Origin of the sequence: Solimonas terrae (genome assembly GCF_011067135.1) — a bacterium.
Classification (GTDB): Bacteria; Pseudomonadota; Gammaproteobacteria; order Nevskiales; family Nevskiaceae; genus Solimonas; species Solimonas terrae.
The window spans coordinates 93,010-112,750 of the sequence record NZ_JAAMOW010000005.1 but is presented as its reverse complement, the minus strand read 5'-3'; the positions used below and the strand labels follow the sequence as shown (position 1 = coordinate 112,750).

Genomic DNA, 19,741 nt, shown 5'->3' with positions numbered 1-19,741 from the left:
ACAAGATCAGGACAATCGGGGAGATCGCCGTGCAGGGACTGGAAGGAATCAGGGTCGTTGAACTGGTCGGCCACATCGCCGGCGCCTACTGCTGCAAGCTGCTGGCCGGCTTCGGCGCCGAGGTGCTGCGAGTCGAAACGCAGCGTGGCGCAACGCGCAGCGACGAAGAACGCGCGTGGCTGGACACCGGCAAGCGCGACTGGCAGGCAAACGGCTCGGCCGCCGCCGACCCGCAACTGCGCGAGCTGCTCGACGGCGCCGACATCGTCGTCGACGGCTGGCCGCCGGCGGCGCTGGAGGCCCGCGGCATCGATGTTGCCGGCCTCGCCGAACGGGTGATCGTCTGCCGGATTTCGCCGTTCGGCCAGGACGGGCCGCATCGCGACTGGCAGGCGGAAGACATCACGCTGTACGCCATGTCGGGTCTCATGCACTGCACCGGCGACGGCACGCGCGAACCGCTGAATGCCGGCGTGCGGATCACGCAGCTGTCGGCCGGCTTCAACGCGTACATCGCCTGCCTCATGGCCTTGCTGCGCCGCGCACGCGATGGTGGTGGCGACTGCATCGACCTGTCGATGCAGGAATCGGCGATCGAGAACGGCGAGATCGCGATCACCGAATATCTCGCGATCGGCAAGCTCGCACGGCGCAGCGGCGACAATCATCCGATGGTGCCGTGGCGCACCTATCCCTGCGCAGACGGCGAAGCGGCGATCGTCGGCGGCCCGATCCGGCACTGGCTGCGCGCCGCCGAGATGTTCGGCGAGCCCGAGCTGCTGGAAGGCAGGCTCGCCGACATGGGCGGGCGCATGCAGAACCGCGAACAGCTCGAAGCGCTGATCAAACCCTGGCTCGCGACCCAGCCCAAGCGCGAACTCTTCCATCGCGGTCAGCAGGCTGGCCTCGCCTGGTCGTACCTCGCCAGCATCGCCGAGGCGATCGCCGATCCGCAGTTTGCGGCACGCGGCTTCTTCGTCGAGCTCGAGGACGCACGGCTCGGGCGCGTCCGCATGCCGGGCGCACCGTTTCGCGGCTCCGCCCTGCGCTGGCGGACCGAACCGGCGCCCGCCAGCGCAGCGGCAGCGGGCTTCACCGGCGATCGATCGCCACGCCAAGTTGCGAGCACCAGTGCGCCGCCGCTGGCAGGGCTGCGCGTGCTCGACCTCACGCACGACTGGGCCGGTCCGCATTGCGCGCGCGTGCTCGCCGACTACGGCGCCGAAGTGATCAAGATCGAGTACCCGCAACGGCTCGACGGCATGCGCGGCGGCATGCCAGCCAGGGTCAACGAACATCCACGCCTCTGGCAACTGCATCGCAACAAGCGTTCGCTGACCCTGGACCTGCGCGACGACGCGCATCGCCAGGTGTTCTCGGCCCTCGTCCGGCAGGCCGATGTCGTGGTCGAGAATTCGCGGCCCGGCGTGATGGCCAAGCTCGGTTATGACTACGCGGCGCTGCGCAAACTCAAGTCCGACATCATTCTCGTTTCGATGTCGGCGTTCGGCAGCGACGGCCCGTACGCGCAGTACGCCGGCTACGGCGGCACGCTCGAAGCGATCTGCGGCATTCAGGATCTGACCGCGTACAGCGCTGACGGCCGGCGCTTCCGGGTGCGGGAAATGGATGTCACCAACGGCATGGCCGGAGCCTGCGCGGTGATGACCGCGCTCTGGCACCGGGCGCACAACGGCGACGGCCAGTGGATCGATCTCGCCGAATCGGAAACCGCGGCCTGGCTGATGGGCGAGCAGCTGATTGCGGCGGCGCGAGCGCCGGGCAGTGTCGCACCGCGCGGCAACCGTCATGCGCAGTTCGCGCCGCAGGGCTGTTATCGCTGCAGCGGCGACGATCGCTGGCTGGTGCTGTCGGTGCGCAGCGACACCGAGTGGTCAAAGCTCGCAGCTCGCATCGGCGGCGCTGCGCTCGACCCGGCCTATGCGGGCGTCGAAGGCCGGCGCGCGGCCCATGACGCGATCGATGACCTGATCAACAACTGGACCGCCGGCCAGGACGCGGAGACGCTGGTCCAGGCGCTGCAGCACGACGGCCTGGCCGCCGGCAGGGTCTACAACGCCGCCGACATCGCGGTCGACCCGCATCTGCAGGCCCGTGACTGGCTGCAGCAGGTCGACGGCGGACGACGGCTGCCGGGCCTGCCGTTCCACTTCGCGCGTGGTGGCGGCCGTGTCCGCCACAGCGGGCCGGATCTCGGCGAAGCCAACGCGACCTTCTTCACGCCGCTCGGTCTGGCGCTGCCCGACATCAGCCCGTCGAAGCTGCGTACCGCCTACGAACTTCGTCCCTGAGATTACGGTCTCATGCTGCGTTAAGGAAACTGCCATAAGGTTCACCGTACTGCTGCCGGAGTTCTGATCATGACGACGTCCCCCTTGTCCGTCCGTAACGTGCTGCTCGGCCTGCTGGCGAGCGGCAGCCTGTTCGCTTCCCTCACAGCTTGTGCGGCAACCACTGAAACCGACATCAGCTTCGGTGGCAACGAGCGCCACTACGTGGTCCACACGCCGGACGGCATCGGCAATCGCCCGGCGCCGCTGGTCGTCGCGCTGCATGGCGGGGCCGGCACCGGCGCGATCATGGAATCGCAGACCGGCCTGGATTCCGTCGCCGACCAGAACGGCTTCATCGTCGTCTACCCGGACGGCATCGGTCGCGCCTGGAATGCCGGCAGCTGCTGCGCGACGCCGATGAAGGACAATGTCGACGACGTCGGTTTCGTGCGCGCGGTGATCGCCGACGTGAAGCATCACTATGCAGTCGACACCTCGCGCGTCTATGGCACCGGCTTTTCGAACGGCGCGATGCTGCTGCACCGCATTGCCTGCGACGCGCCGGACACCTTCGTGGCGATCGCGCCGGTATCGGGCGGGCCGATGGTGAGCAACTGCAATGAGCGCCAGCCGATCCCCACCCTGCTGATCCAGGGTCGCGCCGATCCGCGCATTCCCTGGGACGGTGGCGTCTTCCAGGGCAGCTACCGGCCATCGATCAAGGACATCGTCAGCCGCTTCGGCAAGCGCAACGAATGCTCGACGCAGGAACAACAGACTTATGACGCCGATGGCGTGCAGTGCCTGACGCTGGGCGGCTGCCGCAGCGGCGACGAGGTGTCGTGGTGCGGTCTGGCCGGCGCGGGCCATCAGTGGCCGGGCGGCAAGACCTATCTGAAGTTCCTGCTCGGCGCGAACAACGAGCGCTTCAACGCCAGCCAGAAAATCTGGAGCTTCTTCTCGAAGTACCAGAAGAAGAACTGAGCCTCACACACGGTTCGCTGCCGCGCGCAGCAGGCAGCAGGAAGCGGGAACGGTCGCGCGTCACGTCCGTGACTGCGGCGCGTGACCGGAACCGCAGCAACGCAAGAACCGCTCTGTGCCCGTAGTGGCGGCAATGCCTCAACGGTAGGCGTAGCGCCGTGCGAGCGCGACGACGGCAGGATCGAAGCCCAGACCATCGGGCCGCCACGGCAGCGCGGCATCGAGTTGCGGCACCTGCGCAAGGCGCTCGACTTCGTCCGACCACGGCGCCCAGACCTCGGCCTCCAGACCACCGGGTGCCGCACGCGGCCCTCGTGCTGCGTAAATCCAGTCCGACGCGTCGCGCAGCGAGGCCCAGGCCGCGGCGTCGCCACCGAGTTGCAGAAAATCGGCGAGCCGCGTCAGGGCGGCACGAAAGTCCTCATCGAAGGCTTCGCTCGCAATCCGCAGGACGCTCACGTCCGGCAGCGTCGCGAAGAAACGGTCGAGCGTCTCGTTGGCGCGCAGCCACGGAATCTGCGGGTCCGGCAGCGGCGGATAACGACTGTAGTCGCGGTAGTCGATCGGTACGAACAGGCGATCCTGCAGCCACGCTGCAAAACGGCAGCCCTGACTCCAGGGATGACGATGAAGATGGATGAACTGCGTGTCGGCGCGCCATTGCCGCAGACGGCGCAGCTGGATCGGCCGCAGCGGCGCTTCGGTTTCGGGAATCACCAGACGCCGCGGCGCCACCTTGGCAGCCAACTCGTCGAGCAGTTCGCCGACCAACCGACCGCGACGCTCGACCAGCCAGCCACGCGCCGCCTGCAGCTGCTCGTCCTGCTGGCCGCCGAAATACAGCTCGGCAACCGTGCGATGCAGACCGTCGCCATGCTCGTCCTGGCTGAGCGCGAAGATCTGCAGCAGCTCGTCGACGCGATCGGCCATGAACGCGCACAGTTGCGGCACGGCGTACAAGCCCGGCTGCGTGCCGAGCACACCGGCCAGCCACGAACTGCCGGAGAACGGCGCCGCGACGATGACGATCGGTGCCGGCGTCACGGATGGGTCGCCGGTTCGTGGTGCTGCTTGCTGCCCAGCCAGACCTCGCAGCCGCCACGCGGATTGAACGCGTACTCCCATCCGCCATTGCGACGCATCGCCAGCCGCGGCCCGTAGGGATTCGCGGTACCGATGAACAGCCCCTGCGGCGTCGACGCGAACGTGCGGCCGCCCCAGTTGTACTTGTTGCCGAAGCCGTCGCGCGTGACCGGCTCCCAGTGGATACCGTCCTCGGTGCGCCACAGCGAGAAGCCGCCGGTTTCGGCAAGCCGCTCCGGTGTCCAGCGGCGCAGCACCGCGGCAATATCCGGCGGCCAGGCGTAGGTTGGCAGATAGGGCAGCAGGCTCGCCCAGCTCATGGTGCTGGCATAGAGCCAGCCCTCGTGGACCTGCATGCGCCAGACGTAGCCGTTGAACAGATTGTCGAAGCCCGGCGTGATGCCGGACAGCGGATACTTGAGACCCTGTTCGGTCATGCGCGCCTCGCCCATGATCAGGTCCCAGCTGTCGTCGGGCCAGAAGCGCATGATCTCGGCCGCCGCCGGGCCGATGCGGAACGCGCGGTGATAGCCGCCGTTGATGACGCCGCTGGCGACATACAGCGCACCCTTGAACTCGCACAGCGTGCCGGCGACTTCGTTGTGCAGGCCACGGCCGGCACCGCGATCGAAGACCTTGGTCCACCGATACGGCAACTCGCCGCCGCGCGTCTTCCACAGCTCGCCGCCGGTAATCGGATTGGCGGTACCGGCGTACAGATGACCGTCGTATTCGGTCATTTCGAACACGGTGGTGTTGTCGGCGTTGCCGAAGCCCTCGACGTTGGCCGGCGTCCAGGGCGCGCCGGCGACATCGTCGCTGGCGTAGATCACCGCCTCCGAAGCGAAATCCTGGTTGAAGCCCTTGGCGGTGCCGGTCGCGGTGGCGCTCAGATGCACGCGTCCGCCGAACGGCTGCACGGTACGGAATGCACGCACCGTCGGCCCGAACGGCGGTCGCTGCACCGGCGCGAAATGCACGCCGTCTTCGCTGCGCAGCAGGTCCGGCGAATGCGCCAGATGCGGCGACCAGGTTGCCACGTACAGGCAGGGCTCGCGGTCGTGGCGGGCCTGGAATACCGTCATGCCGCGATAGCCGATGTAGCTCGGCACACCGGCGCGCCCGTTGACGCCGGTGACCGTGGGCGAACGGAAGGCCAGCCGCCAGTCGGCCGTTTCCGGCGTGTATTCCCAGATCTCGGCGCGCCGATCGACCGCGTACAGATCGTTCGGGCTCTCGACCGGCCACGGCTTGAGATCCGGTGCCGGATTGGTCAGCTTGAGGCCGGCGAAACTGCCGCGCGTGGTGCCGACATACACCTTGCCACGAAACGCCGCCATGCTGTGCGCGTAGTGGTTCCAGCCGTCGCCGAAACCACTGCGGCAGGTCAGCCGGAAATCCTCCGCGTCGAGCGGAATGCCCGCCGTCTGGATCATGGAATCCAGGACCAGACCTCGACGAACAGGAAGCGCAGCAGCGCGCGGCTGAACACGAAGATCGCCGGATACCAGTGACCGGCGACCTTGGCGTTGCCGGTCATGCCGGGCAGTAGCTGATGATCCGGATCCTGGAGTTCGAGCTGCACGCGCACGATCTTGCCGTAGGGCCCGACTTCCGCGCTCGGCGCGATCGAACGAACCTTGCCGTCGAACGTGCCATTCGGAAATGCCCAGACCTTGCCCCAGGCATGACTGCCGTCGCGAACCTGATCGATGGACGATTCCGGCAGCTTGACCTCGGCGAGCCGCAACTGCGCGTCCTCGATGACGGCAAGCTGGTCACCGCGATTCAGGTACGAGCCGCGCGCGAACAGCAGGGTTCCCGAGACCACGCGGCCGGCGATCGGCGCCTTGATCTCGGTGTAGGTGAGCTGCTGGCGGGCGTAGGCCAGTGTCGCCGCCGCTTCGTGCATCTGTGCCTCGAGCGCATCGAGGCGTTCGGCGTCGGCACCGCTGCGCACCAGATCGAGCTTGCTCTGGGTCTCCACCAGTGTCTTCTGATCGACCTCGGCCTGACCGCGCGCGCGCTCGTATTCCTGCGCCGTCACCGAGTTGTGCCTGTAGGCCGTGGCCAGACGCTGTGCCTGTTGCGCCGACACCTCGGCACGCTGCCTGGCCGTGTCGACCGCGCTTTCGGCGACCTGGATTTCCTCGGCCTTGCTGCCCTTCTTGGCCAGCGCCAGATCGGCCTTGGCCTGGGCCAGTTTGGCCTGGGCAACCGCCACCTGCGCGCGTTCCTCGTCGTCGGAGATCTTCGCCAGTACGTCGCCGGCCTTGACCAGATCGCCCTCCTTGACGAGCACCTCGCGCACATCGCCGGCGATCAGCGCGCGCACGTCGGCACGATCGCCGGGCAGCACGAGCAGATCGCCGCTCGGGTCATAGCGGTACGGGATCACGGAGATCACCGCCACGGCCACCAGCAGGGCCGCCCAGCGCACGTACCAAGACTTGCCGGGCAGCTTGCCCAGGTCGAGATTGGTTCCCTCGCGGGAATTGCGGAACGTCTGACTCACGATGACCCCCATGACCACTAGCAGAATGACAAAACCCGGACCGCGATAGCGGTCCAGCAACAAGGCCGCGACCCGCGAAAACAGGAACAGCACCAGCACGATGAAAGCGATGACCAGCGCCCAGTAGGTGAGCAGCGTCGATGACGACAGCACCCGCTGCTGACCGACCCAGCCGCGCCGGAAATAATTGAACCAGGACGCGCCGGCCTGCTCGCGCAGATCCGGTATGCCGAAGTGCTGGGCGAGCAGGAAGTAGCCGTCGCGGCGCACCAGGGGATTGGCGCGCAGCAGCAGCGCGATCGTCGCGATCAGGGACACGACGATGCTCAGCCCCGCCAGCAGCGGCCGGACACGCCAGCTCATCATCCAGATCAGCGCAGCACCGATGGCCAGCGCCGCCATCGACGTCAAGCCGGCACCAACGATGCGCATGCGTTGCGGTCGCGGTGCGCGTTCCGCCGCACCGCCGGTGTCGACGTGCAGCAACGGAATCCCCAGCGGTCCGCGAATGAAGCCGATCACCGGCTCGACACCCGCCTGCTGCCGTATCGCCGCAGCGCGCGCGGCCGTTCCGAAGACCTGCACGGCCACGAAACTGAACAGCACCAGCAAGGGCCAGCGCGCCGGTTGCAACATCAGCAGCAGGCTGTCTCCGGCATCGAGATAATGATGGACGACGCCGTACACGGCCGCGGCCGCCAGCAGGACGAAGGCCGTCAGACTCGCGGCGTTGCGCAAGGGCCAGTTCAGCACGGAGCCGATGGCCAGCCATGGCGCGGCGCCCAGCGCATGCAACAGCGGCCGCTGCCGCCCGCGCTCGTCGACGACGATGCCGAGCAGTCCGTCCATCAGGCCGGGTCCGGCCAGCGAACCGGGCAAGGTCGACGCCAGCAGGGGTCCGCTGTCGAAACGGGCGCCGGCGATATCGATCTGCGGTTCGGTCACCGTCGGCGACGGCAGCGCTTCGGCATAACCCGGTTCCAGAAGACCGTGCACGGCCAGTTCGGCCGCGTAGGCCTCGATCTGCGCGGCGTTGGGCACCGGCGTGAACTGCTTCGCCGCCTCGGCATTGACCGCCGCCGCCGAACGGGCACCGTCGAACAACTGCGCCAGACGGTACTCGTCGGCGTTCAGGATCAGCGGCGGCTCGCCCTCGATTCCGCCGATCAGCTCGATGCGTCCGCCGTCAAGCTCGCGACTGCGACTGACGCTCAAACGCCGATAGCGACTCCCGAACATGGCCATGACGAAGTGCCGGGCGCGCCCTTACGGTGAAGCAGGCTGCGGCGGCTGCAGCAGACGGTTGATCTGCGCCAGATCGGCGGTCAGCAGATTGCCGGACAGCTGCTTGAGACGCAGCGAATTGACGAGCAGGCGATATCGCGCGGCGGCGTAGTCGCGTTCGGCGCCGTAGCGTTTCTCGACCGCATCGAGCACATCGGTATTGCTGCGCGTGCCGGCGTCGAAACCCGAGCGGGCAGCGTCTTCCGCGTCGCTGGCCGCCTCGACTGCACGCTTCAACGCGGCAATGCGCTGCAGCCCCGTGGAGGTATTCAGGAACGCCAGTCGCGTGTTGCGGATCGTCGTTGCCTGCGTGTCGCGCACATCGGCGTCGGCCTTTTTCTCCAGCTCTTCGGACTGACGGATCGCCGAGCTGACCTGACCGCCGCTGTAGATCGGCATCGTCAGCCGCACGCCGATGCTTTCGTCATCGCCGTCGACCTCGCCGCTGACGCCGCCGGTGTTGTCGATCGCCGATGCGGTGCCGACCAGATCGACCTGCGGATAGCGTGCGCGCTCGCTCGCGCGACGATTGATGCGGGCGATCTCGAGACCGGCCTTCTGCGCGAGGATCGCCGGATTGTCGGTCTGCGCGCGTGCCACCCACGCGTCCTCGTCCATCGGCTGCGGCGCCGACAGACCGACGTTTGGCGGCAACACCTTGAGGCTCGGATAACTGCGTCCGGTCAGCGCCTCCAGTGCCATCTGCGCAGCCAGCAGTGTATTCCGGGCATCGGCCTCGTCCACCGATGCGATCGCATACGAGGCCTCGGCCGCCTTGACGTCCGCCAGTGTCGCCAGACCGGCATCGCTGCGCGAGCTCGCATGCTGGAACTGCTCGTGCAGGGCCTCGGTTTCAGCGTGCGCAAAAGCCGCGGCGTCGCGCGCCGCGAGCACCGCGAAATAACTGTCGGCCACATTGATCAGCAGCTCGTCCTGTGCGGCGGTCAATGCCAGCTCGGCCTGCTCGCCCTTGAGCTTGGCGGCGCTCAGGCCGAGAAACAACTGCGGCCGGTACAGCGCTTGCGTCAGCTGCGCGCCGTACAGGCCGCGCGTGAACGTATCGCTGCCGTTGACGATGAAACGCGTGTCGTAGCTGCGGTTGGCGATTTCGAAATCACCATGATAGGTCGCGTCCTGATGCTGACGCAGCCAGTCGTATTCGCCGAGCAGGCCCACCTGCGGCAACAGCTTGCCGCGCGCCTGCGGGACCAGCTCCTTGGCCGCGTAATAGCTTGCGCGCGCCGATTCATAGGCCGGATTGAACTGCAGGGCATCGTTGCAGATCGTCAGCAGATCGCTCGCCGCAGCCTGGCTGCCGGTGGCGCCCTGTGCCGACGCCGATGAACCGAGACAGGCGCCGAGCAGCATGGCCGTGCAGCACGACCACAGTGACTTGCTTGTAAGCGACATCCACGCTCCCCGTTTGTAATCGCGCAGCACGGCCGTTGGCCGTCACTCCCGATGCCGTGCCGTCGTATGACACGACACTCATGTCGTGCGACGCATTATGGCCAAGCAGCGCGCCGCTTGTCTTGTAAATATGTGTGTCCAATGAAATGGCCCGCAGAAGGCGGGCCATTTCATCAACTCGACAGGGCAGCCCGTCAGTGGCGCGGCTTGAACACCGGCTCCTCGCCGGGCGCCAGTTCCCTGGGCTTGAGCAGGAACGAGGCGATCGCCGGCAGCAGCAGGATCGCACCGAACATGTTGGCCGTGAACATGAAGACCAGCAGCTTGCCCATGTCGCGCTGGAACTGCAGGCCGGACCAGAGCCAGGTCGCCACGCCGATACCCAGCGTGATACCGGTGAACACCACCGCCTTGCCGGTCATCTTCAGGGTCTTGAAATAGGCATCGCGCAGCTTGTATCCGCCAGCCGTCGCGTCTGCCAGCGTCGCGTAGACGTAAATGCCGTAGTCGACACCGATGCCGGCGGCCAGCGCGACGACCGGCAGGGTCGCCACCTTCATGCCGATGCCAAGAATCGTCATCACCGCGTAGGCCATGAACGACACCAGCGCCAGCGGCAGCATGATCGACACGATCGACTGCCATTCGAAGAACGACAGGAACACGCAGACGATGATGCCGGCGTAGACGATGTAGAGGATCGGCCGCTCGAGGCGATGCACTTCCTCGTTGGTCGCCGCCATCACGCCGACGTTGCCGGACGCCAGCGCGAAGTTGACCGGACAGGCCTTGTCCATGCCCTTGAGCTTTTCCTTGGCTTCGTCGTTCTTCTTGGTCAACGCGACAACAGTGCCGTTGCCGTTGATCGCGTCGTAGCCGATGCCCGGATGGCTCTTGCGCAGTCCTTCGATGAACTTCTCGAGCTTGACCTTGGTGTCGCCGACCTCACGTCGCGCATCCATCTTGTCGCCGCAGTACTTGGCGTCGACATCCTTGTGCGTCTCGTAGAACTCGGCGGCATTGCTCTTGTTGAACGCCTTGGTCTTGTCGACGATGCGTTCGAGCGTTGCCGCGGTGTGGTCCTTGGTGAAGACGAAGACGGCCAGCGCCGAGCAATCGGGATTGAGCAGGCCGGACGAGGTCGGGATCGGCGTGATCGCCTGCACGATCGCGTACTGGTTGCGCGGCAGCACGCGGAACTTCGGTGCCGCCTCGGAGAACGCCGAATTGACCTGCTTGGCCGCCCATGGCAGCGACAGGATACTCTGCACGCCGACCGTGTTCTCCATGTGTGCGTCGAAACGATCGACCTGTTCGATCATGTCGTAGCGCACGCAGGATTCAGGATCCATCTCGGCGATCACCTTGAAGATGTCGGTGCCGATCGTGAAGTTGGCGTTGATCGCCGCCATGTCGTTGTTGAAGCGCGAGTGCGGCAGCAGCTCCGGCACGCCGGCCTGGCTGTCGCCGACCTGCAGACCCTCGCCCTTCCACAGGCTCCAGCCGAACAGCGCGGACGCGAGCAGGATCGCGATCACCGCCGGCGCCGGCCGCACCATGTTCGAAATCAGGCGCCAGAGCGGATCGAAGATGCCGTCGCGGCTGTCCTGCTTGTCCTGGAACGCCACCGGATCGCCGATGTCCACCCAGGTCAGCATGATCGGCATCATCACCTTGTTGGTGACGATGATCGCCGCCATGCCGAGTGTGGCGTTGAGTGCCATCTCGCGAATGATGTCGATCGGGATCAGACCGATCAGCGCGAAGCCGACGACGTCGGTCATGATCGCCATCGTCCCGTAGATCGCCAGGCGCCGCCAGGTTTCAAGTGAGGCATCGAAACTGTTGCGGCGGTTCATGGTGATCTCGCCGACCCAGGCATTGACGTATTGCACGCCGTGGCTGACGGAAACCGCGAGTATCAGGAACGGCACGAGGATCGCGAACGGATCGAGGCCCTTGCCCATCAGGCGCAGCAGGCCGAATTCCCAGATCACGGCGGTGATCGAGCAGATCAGCGGCAATACCGCCAGCTTGAAGCTGCCGACGTAGAGCCACAGCAGGATCATCGTCATGACCAGCGTCATCAGGAAGAACAGCACGACCTGCATGGTCGCGTCGATGACGTCGCCGACGACCTTGGCGAAACCGACGATGTGAACGGTGATGTTCGGGTTGTACTGCGGATTCGGCACGGTCTGGGTCTTCACTTCGTAGCCGTGCACGACAATCGGCTTGAGCCCTTCACCGGCCGGATTGGCAACCTCGAAGTCCTGCAGCATCAGCTTCCAGCCGTAGTCGACGAAACCTTCGGCGACCTTGCTGCCGGCCTTCAGCGGACCGTGATCCTTCTTCAGCGTGTAGATGATCTTGTTCGGATTCATGAAGCGGCCGCGCAGCTTCTCTTCGAGCCCCTTCGCGACCTTTTCGTAGTCGAGCTTCTCGCCGGTCACCGGATCGACTTCGAGCAGCTCGGAGTAGATCATCGCGCCGTCCTGATCCTTGGCGACATAGCGGCCGACATGGCCACCCTTGCCGACGTTGGCGCGCACCAGATCGAAGTACTTCTGCGTCGGCTGGTAATCGGCCGGAATGACGTTGCCGCCCGAGAAGCCGCCTTCGACGACTTCGATGTAGCGTACGTCCGGCGTGAAGATCGACGACACGCGCGAGCGGTCGACGCCGGGCAGGAAGAACAGCTCGTCGGTCGCGGTCTTCAGCGAGGTCAGGAACTGTGCGTTGTAGATGTCACCGTGCCCCGGCTTCTGCATCAAGGCCACCAGCACCGTGTTGGCGCCGCCGAAGTCGGCCATGTACTGCTTGAGCACCTTCATGTACGGATGCTCGAGCGGGATCGACTTGTCGAAGCCGGCGTCACGCTTGATCTGCACCATCTGCCAGGCAAGCAGCACGGTGGCGACGACAAGTATCGTCATCGTCAGCCAGCGCTTGGCGTAGATGACCGGTTCGATCGTGCGCAGGAGGCGTTGCGTGCGGGTCAGTTCGTTGTTGGAGTTCATGGTCGTGCCCGCTTATTGGCTCAGCGCCTTGACGGAGATCGGCTGCACGCCGGATTCACCGACGGCGAGGAAGACGTTGTCGCCGTAAGGCACGACGTCCGACAGGGGGGTTCCATCCGGCGAGCGCAACAGCTGCACGTCGTCGTTCTTCGAAATCACCATGATCACGCCATTGAGGCCGACCAGCACGTCGCCGTCACCCGGCACGGCGGCGCCGCCGAACATCGACGCGACCGTGTTGGTCTGCAGCGCCGTCCATTTCCCGGCACGCGCGTCGTCGCTCACATAGACGTTGCCACGCAGGCCGTAGATCAGCGCACCCTTGTCGCCGCGCGGCAGCACGCCGAAATACGAACCCTCGTACGGCGACGCCTGCTTGGTCCAGGTCGCGCCGCCATCGGTGGAGATCGCGAGCAAGCCCTGCTCGCCGGCGATCAGCAGATCGCCATTGGCAAGCCTGTTGATCGAATTCAGATGCAGCTCGTCTTCATCGAAGCCGTGGCTGTCGACCGAATTCCAGGTCTGGCCGCCATCCTGGGTCTCCAGCAGCAGGCCGTAGGCACCGGTCGCGATGCAGTGCTGCGCGTCGAGCGCGAGCAGGCCGAGTACCGGCTTCTCGAGTTCCGGCTGGAAGTTCTGCAACTTCCAGGTCTTGCCGCCGTCATCGGTATGGACGATCGCGGCATCGTGTCCGGCCGCCCAGCCATGCTGCCCGTCGGCGAAAGCCACCGTGGTCAGCGTCGAGCGCACCGGCACATTCACCTGCGTCCAGTTCTTGCCGTCGTTCGAGGCGAGAATCGCGCCACGGTCGCCGACCGCGATCAGGTGCTCGCCGGTATTCTCGACACCGAGCAACAGCGACTTCGGCGACAACGGCATGATTTCCGCAGGCATCGGCTTGACCGCCACTGCCGGCGCCTTGGCCGACCCGTCGCCATCATCGTCCTGGGCCCAGGCCCCCGAGCTGACGAGCACACCCAGCAGGGCCGCTCCGGCAATTGTCCACGCTTTTTTCACGTTCAGAACTCCCCAACGCTCACGGCAGCATGCCGTTTGAAATCGTAATTTTTCTCGCGTCCGCGGCTGCGCTCATGGTTGCGCGGCCAGCCTCAGCTTGCGGCCCCGCCGCGCCAGATCATTCGCACCGAAGTCGTCGGCCGCCATCTCCGGGTACGCGACTTCGGGTTCTTCATTGTTCAGCCCCTGTACAAGATAACGGCTGCCCGGAAGATCGTACACCGTCTCGGCGACCGGCAATTCGAAGCCCCGGTCATAGGCCATCACCGTATGCGCTTCCTGTACGCGCCAGAGCTCGCCGCGGTTGTCATAGTTGTCGACCACGCGAATCTGCCAGCCGTCCTCGTCGAGATAGAAACGCCGGTGCCGACAGGCGTGCACGGAACCGCGTTTGAGCGTGGCATCGACGACCCAGACCCGACGCAATTCATAACGGGCGAAGTCCGGATTCAGATGATGCCGGCCGATCAGTTCGCGATACGGCAGATCGGCGCTGTGCAAGGCATAGCTGTTGGCGGGCACCAGCATTTCCTGCTTGCCGAGCAGCTTCAGGTCATAGCGGTCCAGCGGCCCGAAGAACATGTCGATCTGGTCATTGCTGCGCAGATCGTCGGTGCCGATGCCCGGCGTGTCGTAACCAAGATTCGGCGCATGTTTGGCCTGCTCGTCGCCGGTTCCGAACTGCCAGGCACGACGCGCAAAGTCGCCGGGGTCGGCGACATCATCGATCAGGATGCCGACGCCGGCCTGTCGCGCCGGCTGCTCCAGCCACTGCAGGCGCCGCGACAGAATGCCGCGTGCGGCCTGCAGGTCGTAGTCCGTCGCGCCATAGTCGAAGCGCACGAATTCGCGCTCCTGGGTCTGCGCGAAATCGCCGCTCTCGGCAACCGCGAACTGCGCCGAGACCCGCTCGGTGACCAGCGGTCGCCAGCGCAGGCGGTGATTCCACAAGGCCTCCGCACCGTTGGCCGGCAACGGGAACGGCAGACCGGTCGCGGCCTTCTTCAGCACGCCATCGGCCAGCACCGCGCGTGCCATGTTGGCCTGCGTCGCTGCGTAAACCGCGGGTGGATTGGCGAAGCTGCGTCGCGTCGGAAACACCCGCATCCGATAGCTGTCCGGGAATTTCGCGAACAGCGCGCGCTGGCCGGGGCTCAGCACCGCGGCATGGTCGTCGACGTTTTCAGCGGTCACCGTATAGAGCGGCTGGTCATCGGCAAACGGGTCGCAATAGCGGCCGTGGGAAGACGCAAAGCAGGGCGGCGGCCCGGCAAGGCCGCCGTTCCACGCCGGAATGCTGCCGCTGGCGTTGCCGGCGACTTCCGCCCCGAACGGCGTCAGATTCGCCGGAATCGAAGGCGGCGGCGTGGTGCTTGCGGCATCGGTCTGCGCCTGCGCGCGCGCGCTCAGCAGCGCGCCACAGATGATGGCGGCCGCGACGGCACATGATGAGCGCAGCGCCTTCTTTATCGTTCTAGGCGCCCGCTGGTCCTCTCCTCGAACAGAACCCATCGCCGGAGTGTAGGCGGGGTGCCCGGCGCTCGCCATCGCCGGAGCGCAGGGCGCGGCGGTCAGTCCGGCAAAGCGCTGCGCCAGATCAGCGTCGCCATGCGGCCGGTATCCGGCGTCCGCCGATAAGAATAGAAGCGCGCGGAATCGGCGTACGTGCAAAGGCCGCCGCCATGAATGCGCTGCACGCCGGCCTGCTGCAGACGCAGGCGCGCCAGCGCGTAGAGATCCGCGTACCAGCGATCGCCACGGCCTGCGCGGAACGCGAGGGCCGCCGACGCCTGCGCGCGCACGAAAGTCTCGCGCACTTCGGGTCCGACCTCGAAGTGTGCCGGGCCGATCGCCGCACCAAACCAGGCCATCAGCCGCGGCGGCGGCAAGCCGGCTCGCGCGACCAGGGCCTCCAGCACGCCGGCCGCGAGGCCGCGCCAACCGGCATGTGCAGCACCGATCCAGCTGCCGTCGTCGGCACACATCAGCACCGGCAGGCAGTCGGCGGTCAATACGGCGCAGACCACGTTGCTGGCCGTCGTGTCGCTGGCATCGGCAACCGGCTCGCCTGCCCCGCAACGAGCAGCATCGACTACCGCCGTGCCGTGTACCTGCCGCAGCCACAGCGGCTCACCGGGAAGCCGCAGCTCATCGCGCAGGCGTTGGCGATTGGCTTGCACGGCTGCCGAATCGTCGTCGGTGTAGCTGCGCAGATTGAGGCTGTCATAGGGCTCGCGCGAAACACCGCCGCGCCGCGTGGTCTGCACGGCATGAATCTGCGGCGGTGCCGGCCAGTCGGCCGCAACCACTTCGATCATTTCAGCTCGCCGCGCGCGTGTGCACGCAGCAGCCGCAGCAGTTCCTGGATATCGGCTGGCGGCTCCGCAACGACACCGATGCGCTTGCGGCTGACGGGATGCGTGACTTCAAGCTCGCGTGCGTGCAGCGCCTGACGCGGAAACGCCTTCAGCGCTTCACGCAGGACGACCGGCAATCCGGCACCGCGCATCGGTCCGCCGTAGAGAAAGTCGCCGACGATCGGCTTGCGGATATGGGCCATGTGCACGCGGATCTGGTGCGTGCGGCCGGTTTCCAGACGCACACGCAGATGCGTGTGCTGCTCGAAACGCTCCTGCACGCGGTAGTGCGTCACGGCCGGACGACCGTTGTCGACCACTGCCATTTTCAGGCGCTCGCGCGGATGGCGGCCGATCGGCTCGTCGATGGTGGCACCGGCAATCATCTCGCCCTGGATGATCGCGTCGTATTCGCGCGTGAATTCGCGCCGCGACAGCTCGGCGACCAGACGCGAATGTGCGGTCAGCGTCAGCGCGATCACCAGCAGGCCGGACGTATCCTTGTCGAGCCTGTGAACGATACCGGCACGCGGCACGGCCGCGGTCTGCGGGAAATGATGCAGCAGCGCGTTCTGCAAGGTTCCGGCGCGCTGGCCGGCGCCCGGGTGCACGGTCAGGCCCGGTGGCTTGTTGATGATGGCGATCGCCTTGTCGACATGCACGACCTCCAGCGGCATGTCCTGCGGCTCGATCGTGTCGCTCTGCTCGGGCTCCGCGTCGATCTCGATGCGATCGCCGGCGACGACCGGATGACGACTGCGCGTCTGCGGCACATCGTTCAACAACAGACGTCCGGCTTCGATCCAGCCCTGCAGACGACCGCGTGAATACTGGTCGAACAGCTTCGCGCAGGCGACATCGAGGCGCGCGCCGTTCAGGGCCTCCGGAACCTCGGCCTGCAATCTGATGTCTTCTTCGTCCGAACTGGCAGTGCTCAAGTTATACTCGGCGGACAGCGCTCAAGATGTTGCAATCAATGAAACTCAGAATTATCGCCGCGACGCTCGTCGTTGCCGGTCTGGCAGCCTGCAGTTCCAATCCGGACAAGGCGCCTTCGCGCAATCCGTTGCACCCCGAGGAGATCTCGCAGCGCGAACAGCGTCTGCAGGCCGGCGCATTGTACGCCGCCGCCCGCGAATCGCTCGATTCGGCGGACTACGACACCGCCATCCAGCGCTACAACACGCTGGCGACCCGCTTCCCGTTCACCGACTACGCGATTCAGGGCGAGATGGAGAAGGTCTACGCCGAATACCGCGCATTCAAGTCGGACGAGGCACTGACCGACGCCGATCACTTCCTGCGCGACTACCCGCGCAATCCCGGTGTCGACTACGTGCAGTACCTGAAGGGTCTGGTGAATTTCGATCGCGACCGCGGCCTCGAGGCCATGCTCGGATTTGATGTCTCGAAGCGCGACATCACCAATCTGCGCCGCTCGTTCGACGACTTCCAGTTGCTGGTCCAGAAATATCCGGACAGCCGCTATATCGCCGATGCGCGCCTGCGCATGATCGATCTGCGCAACCGCATGGCCGATCACGAGATGACCGTGGTGCGCTACTACATGCGTCGCGGTGCCTATATCGCCGCCGCCAAGCGCGCCGAGCAGATCGTCGCCGAGTATCCGGGCTCGCCGATCACGGTCGAAGCGCTGGCTGCTCTGGAGAAGGCCTACAACAGTGTCGGCATGAAGGATCAGGCCGCCGATGCGCACAAGCTGCACGAAGCGTATCTGCATCCGGACACGGTGCCGGCCGTTCCGGCCGAAGCCGTGGCCAAGCCCGCGCCGGTCGCACCGCCCCCGGCCCTGCCGCCTTCGGCACCGCTGCCGGAACCCGCTGCGGACGCGCCACAGGCACCGACCTCGCAGACCCTGCCGGATACCCCGCCACCGGCGCAGTAGAAAGCCGCTGCATCCAGCAAAAAACCGCGCGCAGCGGGTTTTTTTGCCGGATCGCGGAACTGCCAAGGTCGCTGGCGAAAGCGCGGTCCCCGGACCGGGCAACAGCTCAGATGTCGCCGTACACCGCCGTCAGCGGGTATCGTCGCTCGCGACCGAATGCGCGATTCGTCACCTTCGGGCCCGGCGGCGCCTGGCGGCGCTTGTATTCGGAGCGCCGTACCAGCATCGCCACGCGCTTGACGGTCGCCTCGTCGAATCCGCGGGCGACGATCTCGGGAATCGACAACTGCTGTTCGACGTAGAGTTCCAGCAGCGGATCGAGTACCTCGTACGGCGGCAGCGAGTCCGAGTCCTTCTGCTCGTGTCGCAGCTCGGCGCTGGGCGGCCGGGTGATGACGCGTTCCGGTATGACCGGCTGCGCGGCCGGCGCGAGGCTGTTGCGATAGACGGCGAGCCGGTACACCAAGGTCTTGTAGACATCCTTGATCGGCGCAAAACCGCCGCACATGTCGCCGTACAGCGTCGAGTAGCCGACCGCCATTTCCGACTTGTTGCCGGTCGTCAGCACGACATGGCCGAACTTGTTCGACAGCGCCATCAACAGCACGCCGCGACTGCGCGACTGGATGTTTTCCTCGGTCAGGTCCGGTGCCCGGCCTTCGAACAGCGGCGCCAGCGTCGCGCTGAAGGTCTCGAACGCCGGCTCGATCGGCAGCACCGAATAGCGGATGCCGAGTGCCTCGGCTTCCAGCCGTGCGTCGTCATTCGACATGTCGGCGGTGTAGCGCGACGGCAGCGACACGCCCCAGACCCGCTCCGGGCCGAGTGCATCGGCGGCAATGGCGGCGACCAGTGCCGAATCGATGCCGCCGGACAGGCCCAGCACGGCACCGGGAAAGCCGTTGCGGTTCACGTAGTCGCGCACCGACTGCACAAGGCCCCGATAGACTGCGGCTTCGATCGGCAGCGCCTCGCGAACTTCCGCATGCTGCCAGCGGCCGTCGACGAAACTCAGCCCGAACACACCCTCTTCGAACAGGGGCGCGGCGAACGCGATGTGGCCGGTGCCGTCGACCGCCGTCGAATCACCATCGAACAGCACATCGTCCTGGCCGCCGACGCTGTTGACGTAGGCGATCGGCAGACCGGTTTCGGCGACGCGCGCGGCGAACACCCGACGGCGATCGGCAGTCTTGCCGATATCGAACGGCGAAGCATTGATGTTGAGCAGCAATTCGGCGCCGGCCGCCCTGGCGGCAGCCGCCGGATTTGGCCCCCAGATGTCTTCGCAGATGCACAGGCCGACGCGCACGCCGCCCTGTTCGAACACCAGCGTCGGCTGATGGCCGGCACGAAAATGACGGCGTTCGTCGAACACGCCGTAGTTCGGCAGCAATTGCTTGCGTGTGCGCGCGATGACGCGGCCGTCGCGGATCACGTAGGCGGCGTTGTAGATCGTGCGCCCTTCACCGTCGTCGACGTACTCGGGCAGGCCGACGATCAGCGTGATGCCCTGCACTTCGTCGATCAGGCGCTGCACGCCTTCGCCGATCACGCGCGGCATCGCCGAGCGCAGCAACAGATCGTCCGGCGGATAGCCGATCAGGGACAACTCCGGCGTCGCCAGCAGGTCGGCATGCAGCTCATCGCGCGCCTGCACGGCGGCATCGATGATCTTCTGCACATTGCCTTCGACATCACCGACCCAGAGATTGAGCTGGGCGAGAGCAAGCTTCAGTGATTTTGGAGTCGGGGCCATAGGGTGACGAGCGTAGCGCGAATCCGGGGGGACAAAACCTTGATGGCGAGCGGAAAAGAAACGGCGGCCCTTGGGCCGCCGTCGTTTACGAGTGCACCGCGAGCAGCGCGCA

The 19,741-nt window shown here is 66.0% G+C and carries 13 protein-coding genes; 3 read left to right on the top strand and 10 right to left on the bottom strand.

From position 1 onward, the window contains the following. The first annotated feature begins 29 nt into the window (after nt 1-29). Both G7Y85_RS10865 and G7Y85_RS10860 read left to right on the top strand, forming a co-directional pair. Entirely contained in the window at nt 30-2,312 is a 2,283-nt protein-coding gene (locus G7Y85_RS10865) for a CaiB/BaiF CoA transferase family protein (RefSeq protein WP_166256382.1), read from the top strand. A 69-nt stretch (nt 2,313-2,381) separates the two neighbouring features. Continuing rightward, nucleotides 2,382-3,278, top strand: a complete 897-nt coding sequence (locus G7Y85_RS10860; RefSeq protein WP_166256379.1) for an extracellular catalytic domain type 1 short-chain-length polyhydroxyalkanoate depolymerase — start codon at nt 2,382-2,384, stop codon at nt 3,276-3,278. Between the two features lie 138 nt (nt 3,279-3,416). Here G7Y85_RS10860 and G7Y85_RS10855 read toward each other — a convergent pair whose 3' ends face one another. The 9 genes from G7Y85_RS10855 to rluD all read right to left on the bottom strand — a co-directional run bounded on the left by G7Y85_RS10855 (nt 3,417) and on the right by rluD (nt 16,902). After that, nucleotides 3,417-4,322 (bottom strand): sulfotransferase, encoded by a 906-nt coding sequence (locus G7Y85_RS10855; RefSeq protein ID WP_166256376.1) that lies wholly within the window; start codon nt 4,320-4,322, stop codon nt 3,417-3,419. Further along, complete coding sequence (locus tag G7Y85_RS10850) at nt 4,319-5,797, bottom strand: hypothetical protein (protein WP_166256373.1); 1,479 nt, start codon at nt 5,795-5,797, stop codon at nt 4,319-4,321. The genes G7Y85_RS10855 and G7Y85_RS10850 overlap by 4 nt, the downstream gene beginning before the upstream one ends. Beyond that, nucleotides 5,794-8,121, bottom strand: a complete 2,328-nt coding sequence (locus G7Y85_RS10845; protein ID WP_166256370.1) for an HlyD family secretion protein — start codon at nt 8,119-8,121, stop codon at nt 5,794-5,796. Before G7Y85_RS10845 ends, G7Y85_RS10850 begins: the two co-directional genes overlap by 4 nt. Nucleotides 8,122-8,142: 21 nt before the next feature. Next, nucleotides 8,143-9,570 carry a TolC family outer membrane protein gene (locus tag G7Y85_RS10840; protein ID WP_166256367.1) on the bottom strand — a complete coding sequence of 476 codons (1,428 nt, stop codon included), beginning with the start codon at nt 9,568-9,570 and terminating at the stop codon, nt 8,143-8,145. A gap of 194 nt (nt 9,571-9,764) precedes the next feature. Then, nucleotides 9,765-12,590, bottom strand: coding sequence for an efflux RND transporter permease subunit (locus G7Y85_RS10835; protein ID WP_166256330.1), 2,826 nt, complete (start codon nt 12,588-12,590; stop codon nt 9,765-9,767). 12 nt (nt 12,591-12,602) lie between these two features. Next, on the bottom strand, nt 12,603-13,607 hold the full coding sequence (locus G7Y85_RS10830) for a WD40/YVTN/BNR-like repeat-containing protein (RefSeq protein WP_166256327.1): 1,005 nt from the start codon (nt 13,605-13,607) through the stop codon (nt 12,603-12,605). Between the two features lie 72 nt (nt 13,608-13,679). Continuing rightward, the gene (locus G7Y85_RS10825) at nt 13,680-15,119 is read right to left on the bottom strand and encodes a DUF1329 domain-containing protein (RefSeq protein WP_166256324.1); all 1,440 of its coding nucleotides are present in this window, start codon (nt 15,117-15,119) and stop codon (nt 13,680-13,682) included. Nucleotides 15,120-15,178: 59 nt separating this feature from the next. Further along, the gene (gene pgeF / locus G7Y85_RS10820; RefSeq protein WP_166256321.1) at nt 15,179-15,925 is read right to left on the bottom strand and encodes a peptidoglycan editing factor PgeF; all 747 of its coding nucleotides are present in this window, start codon (nt 15,923-15,925) and stop codon (nt 15,179-15,181) included. Continuing rightward, nucleotides 15,922-16,902, bottom strand: a complete 981-nt coding sequence (gene rluD, locus G7Y85_RS10815) for a 23S rRNA pseudouridine(1911/1915/1917) synthase RluD (RefSeq protein ID WP_166256318.1) — start codon at nt 16,900-16,902, stop codon at nt 15,922-15,924. The genes pgeF and rluD overlap by 4 nt, the downstream gene beginning before the upstream one ends. A 38-nt stretch (nt 16,903-16,940) precedes the next feature. On the opposite strand from rluD, the gene G7Y85_RS10810 reads away from it, so the two are divergent. Next, nucleotides 16,941-17,870, top strand: coding sequence for an outer membrane protein assembly factor BamD (locus tag G7Y85_RS10810; RefSeq protein WP_166256315.1), 930 nt, complete (start codon nt 16,941-16,943; stop codon nt 17,868-17,870). Nucleotides 17,871-17,976: 106 nt separating this feature from the next. On the opposite strand, the gene G7Y85_RS10805 is transcribed toward G7Y85_RS10810, so the two are convergent. Further along, on the bottom strand, nt 17,977-19,629 hold the full coding sequence (locus G7Y85_RS10805) for an NAD+ synthase (protein WP_166256312.1): 1,653 nt from the start codon (nt 19,627-19,629) through the stop codon (nt 17,977-17,979). Nucleotides 19,630-19,741: the final 112 nt, after the last annotated feature.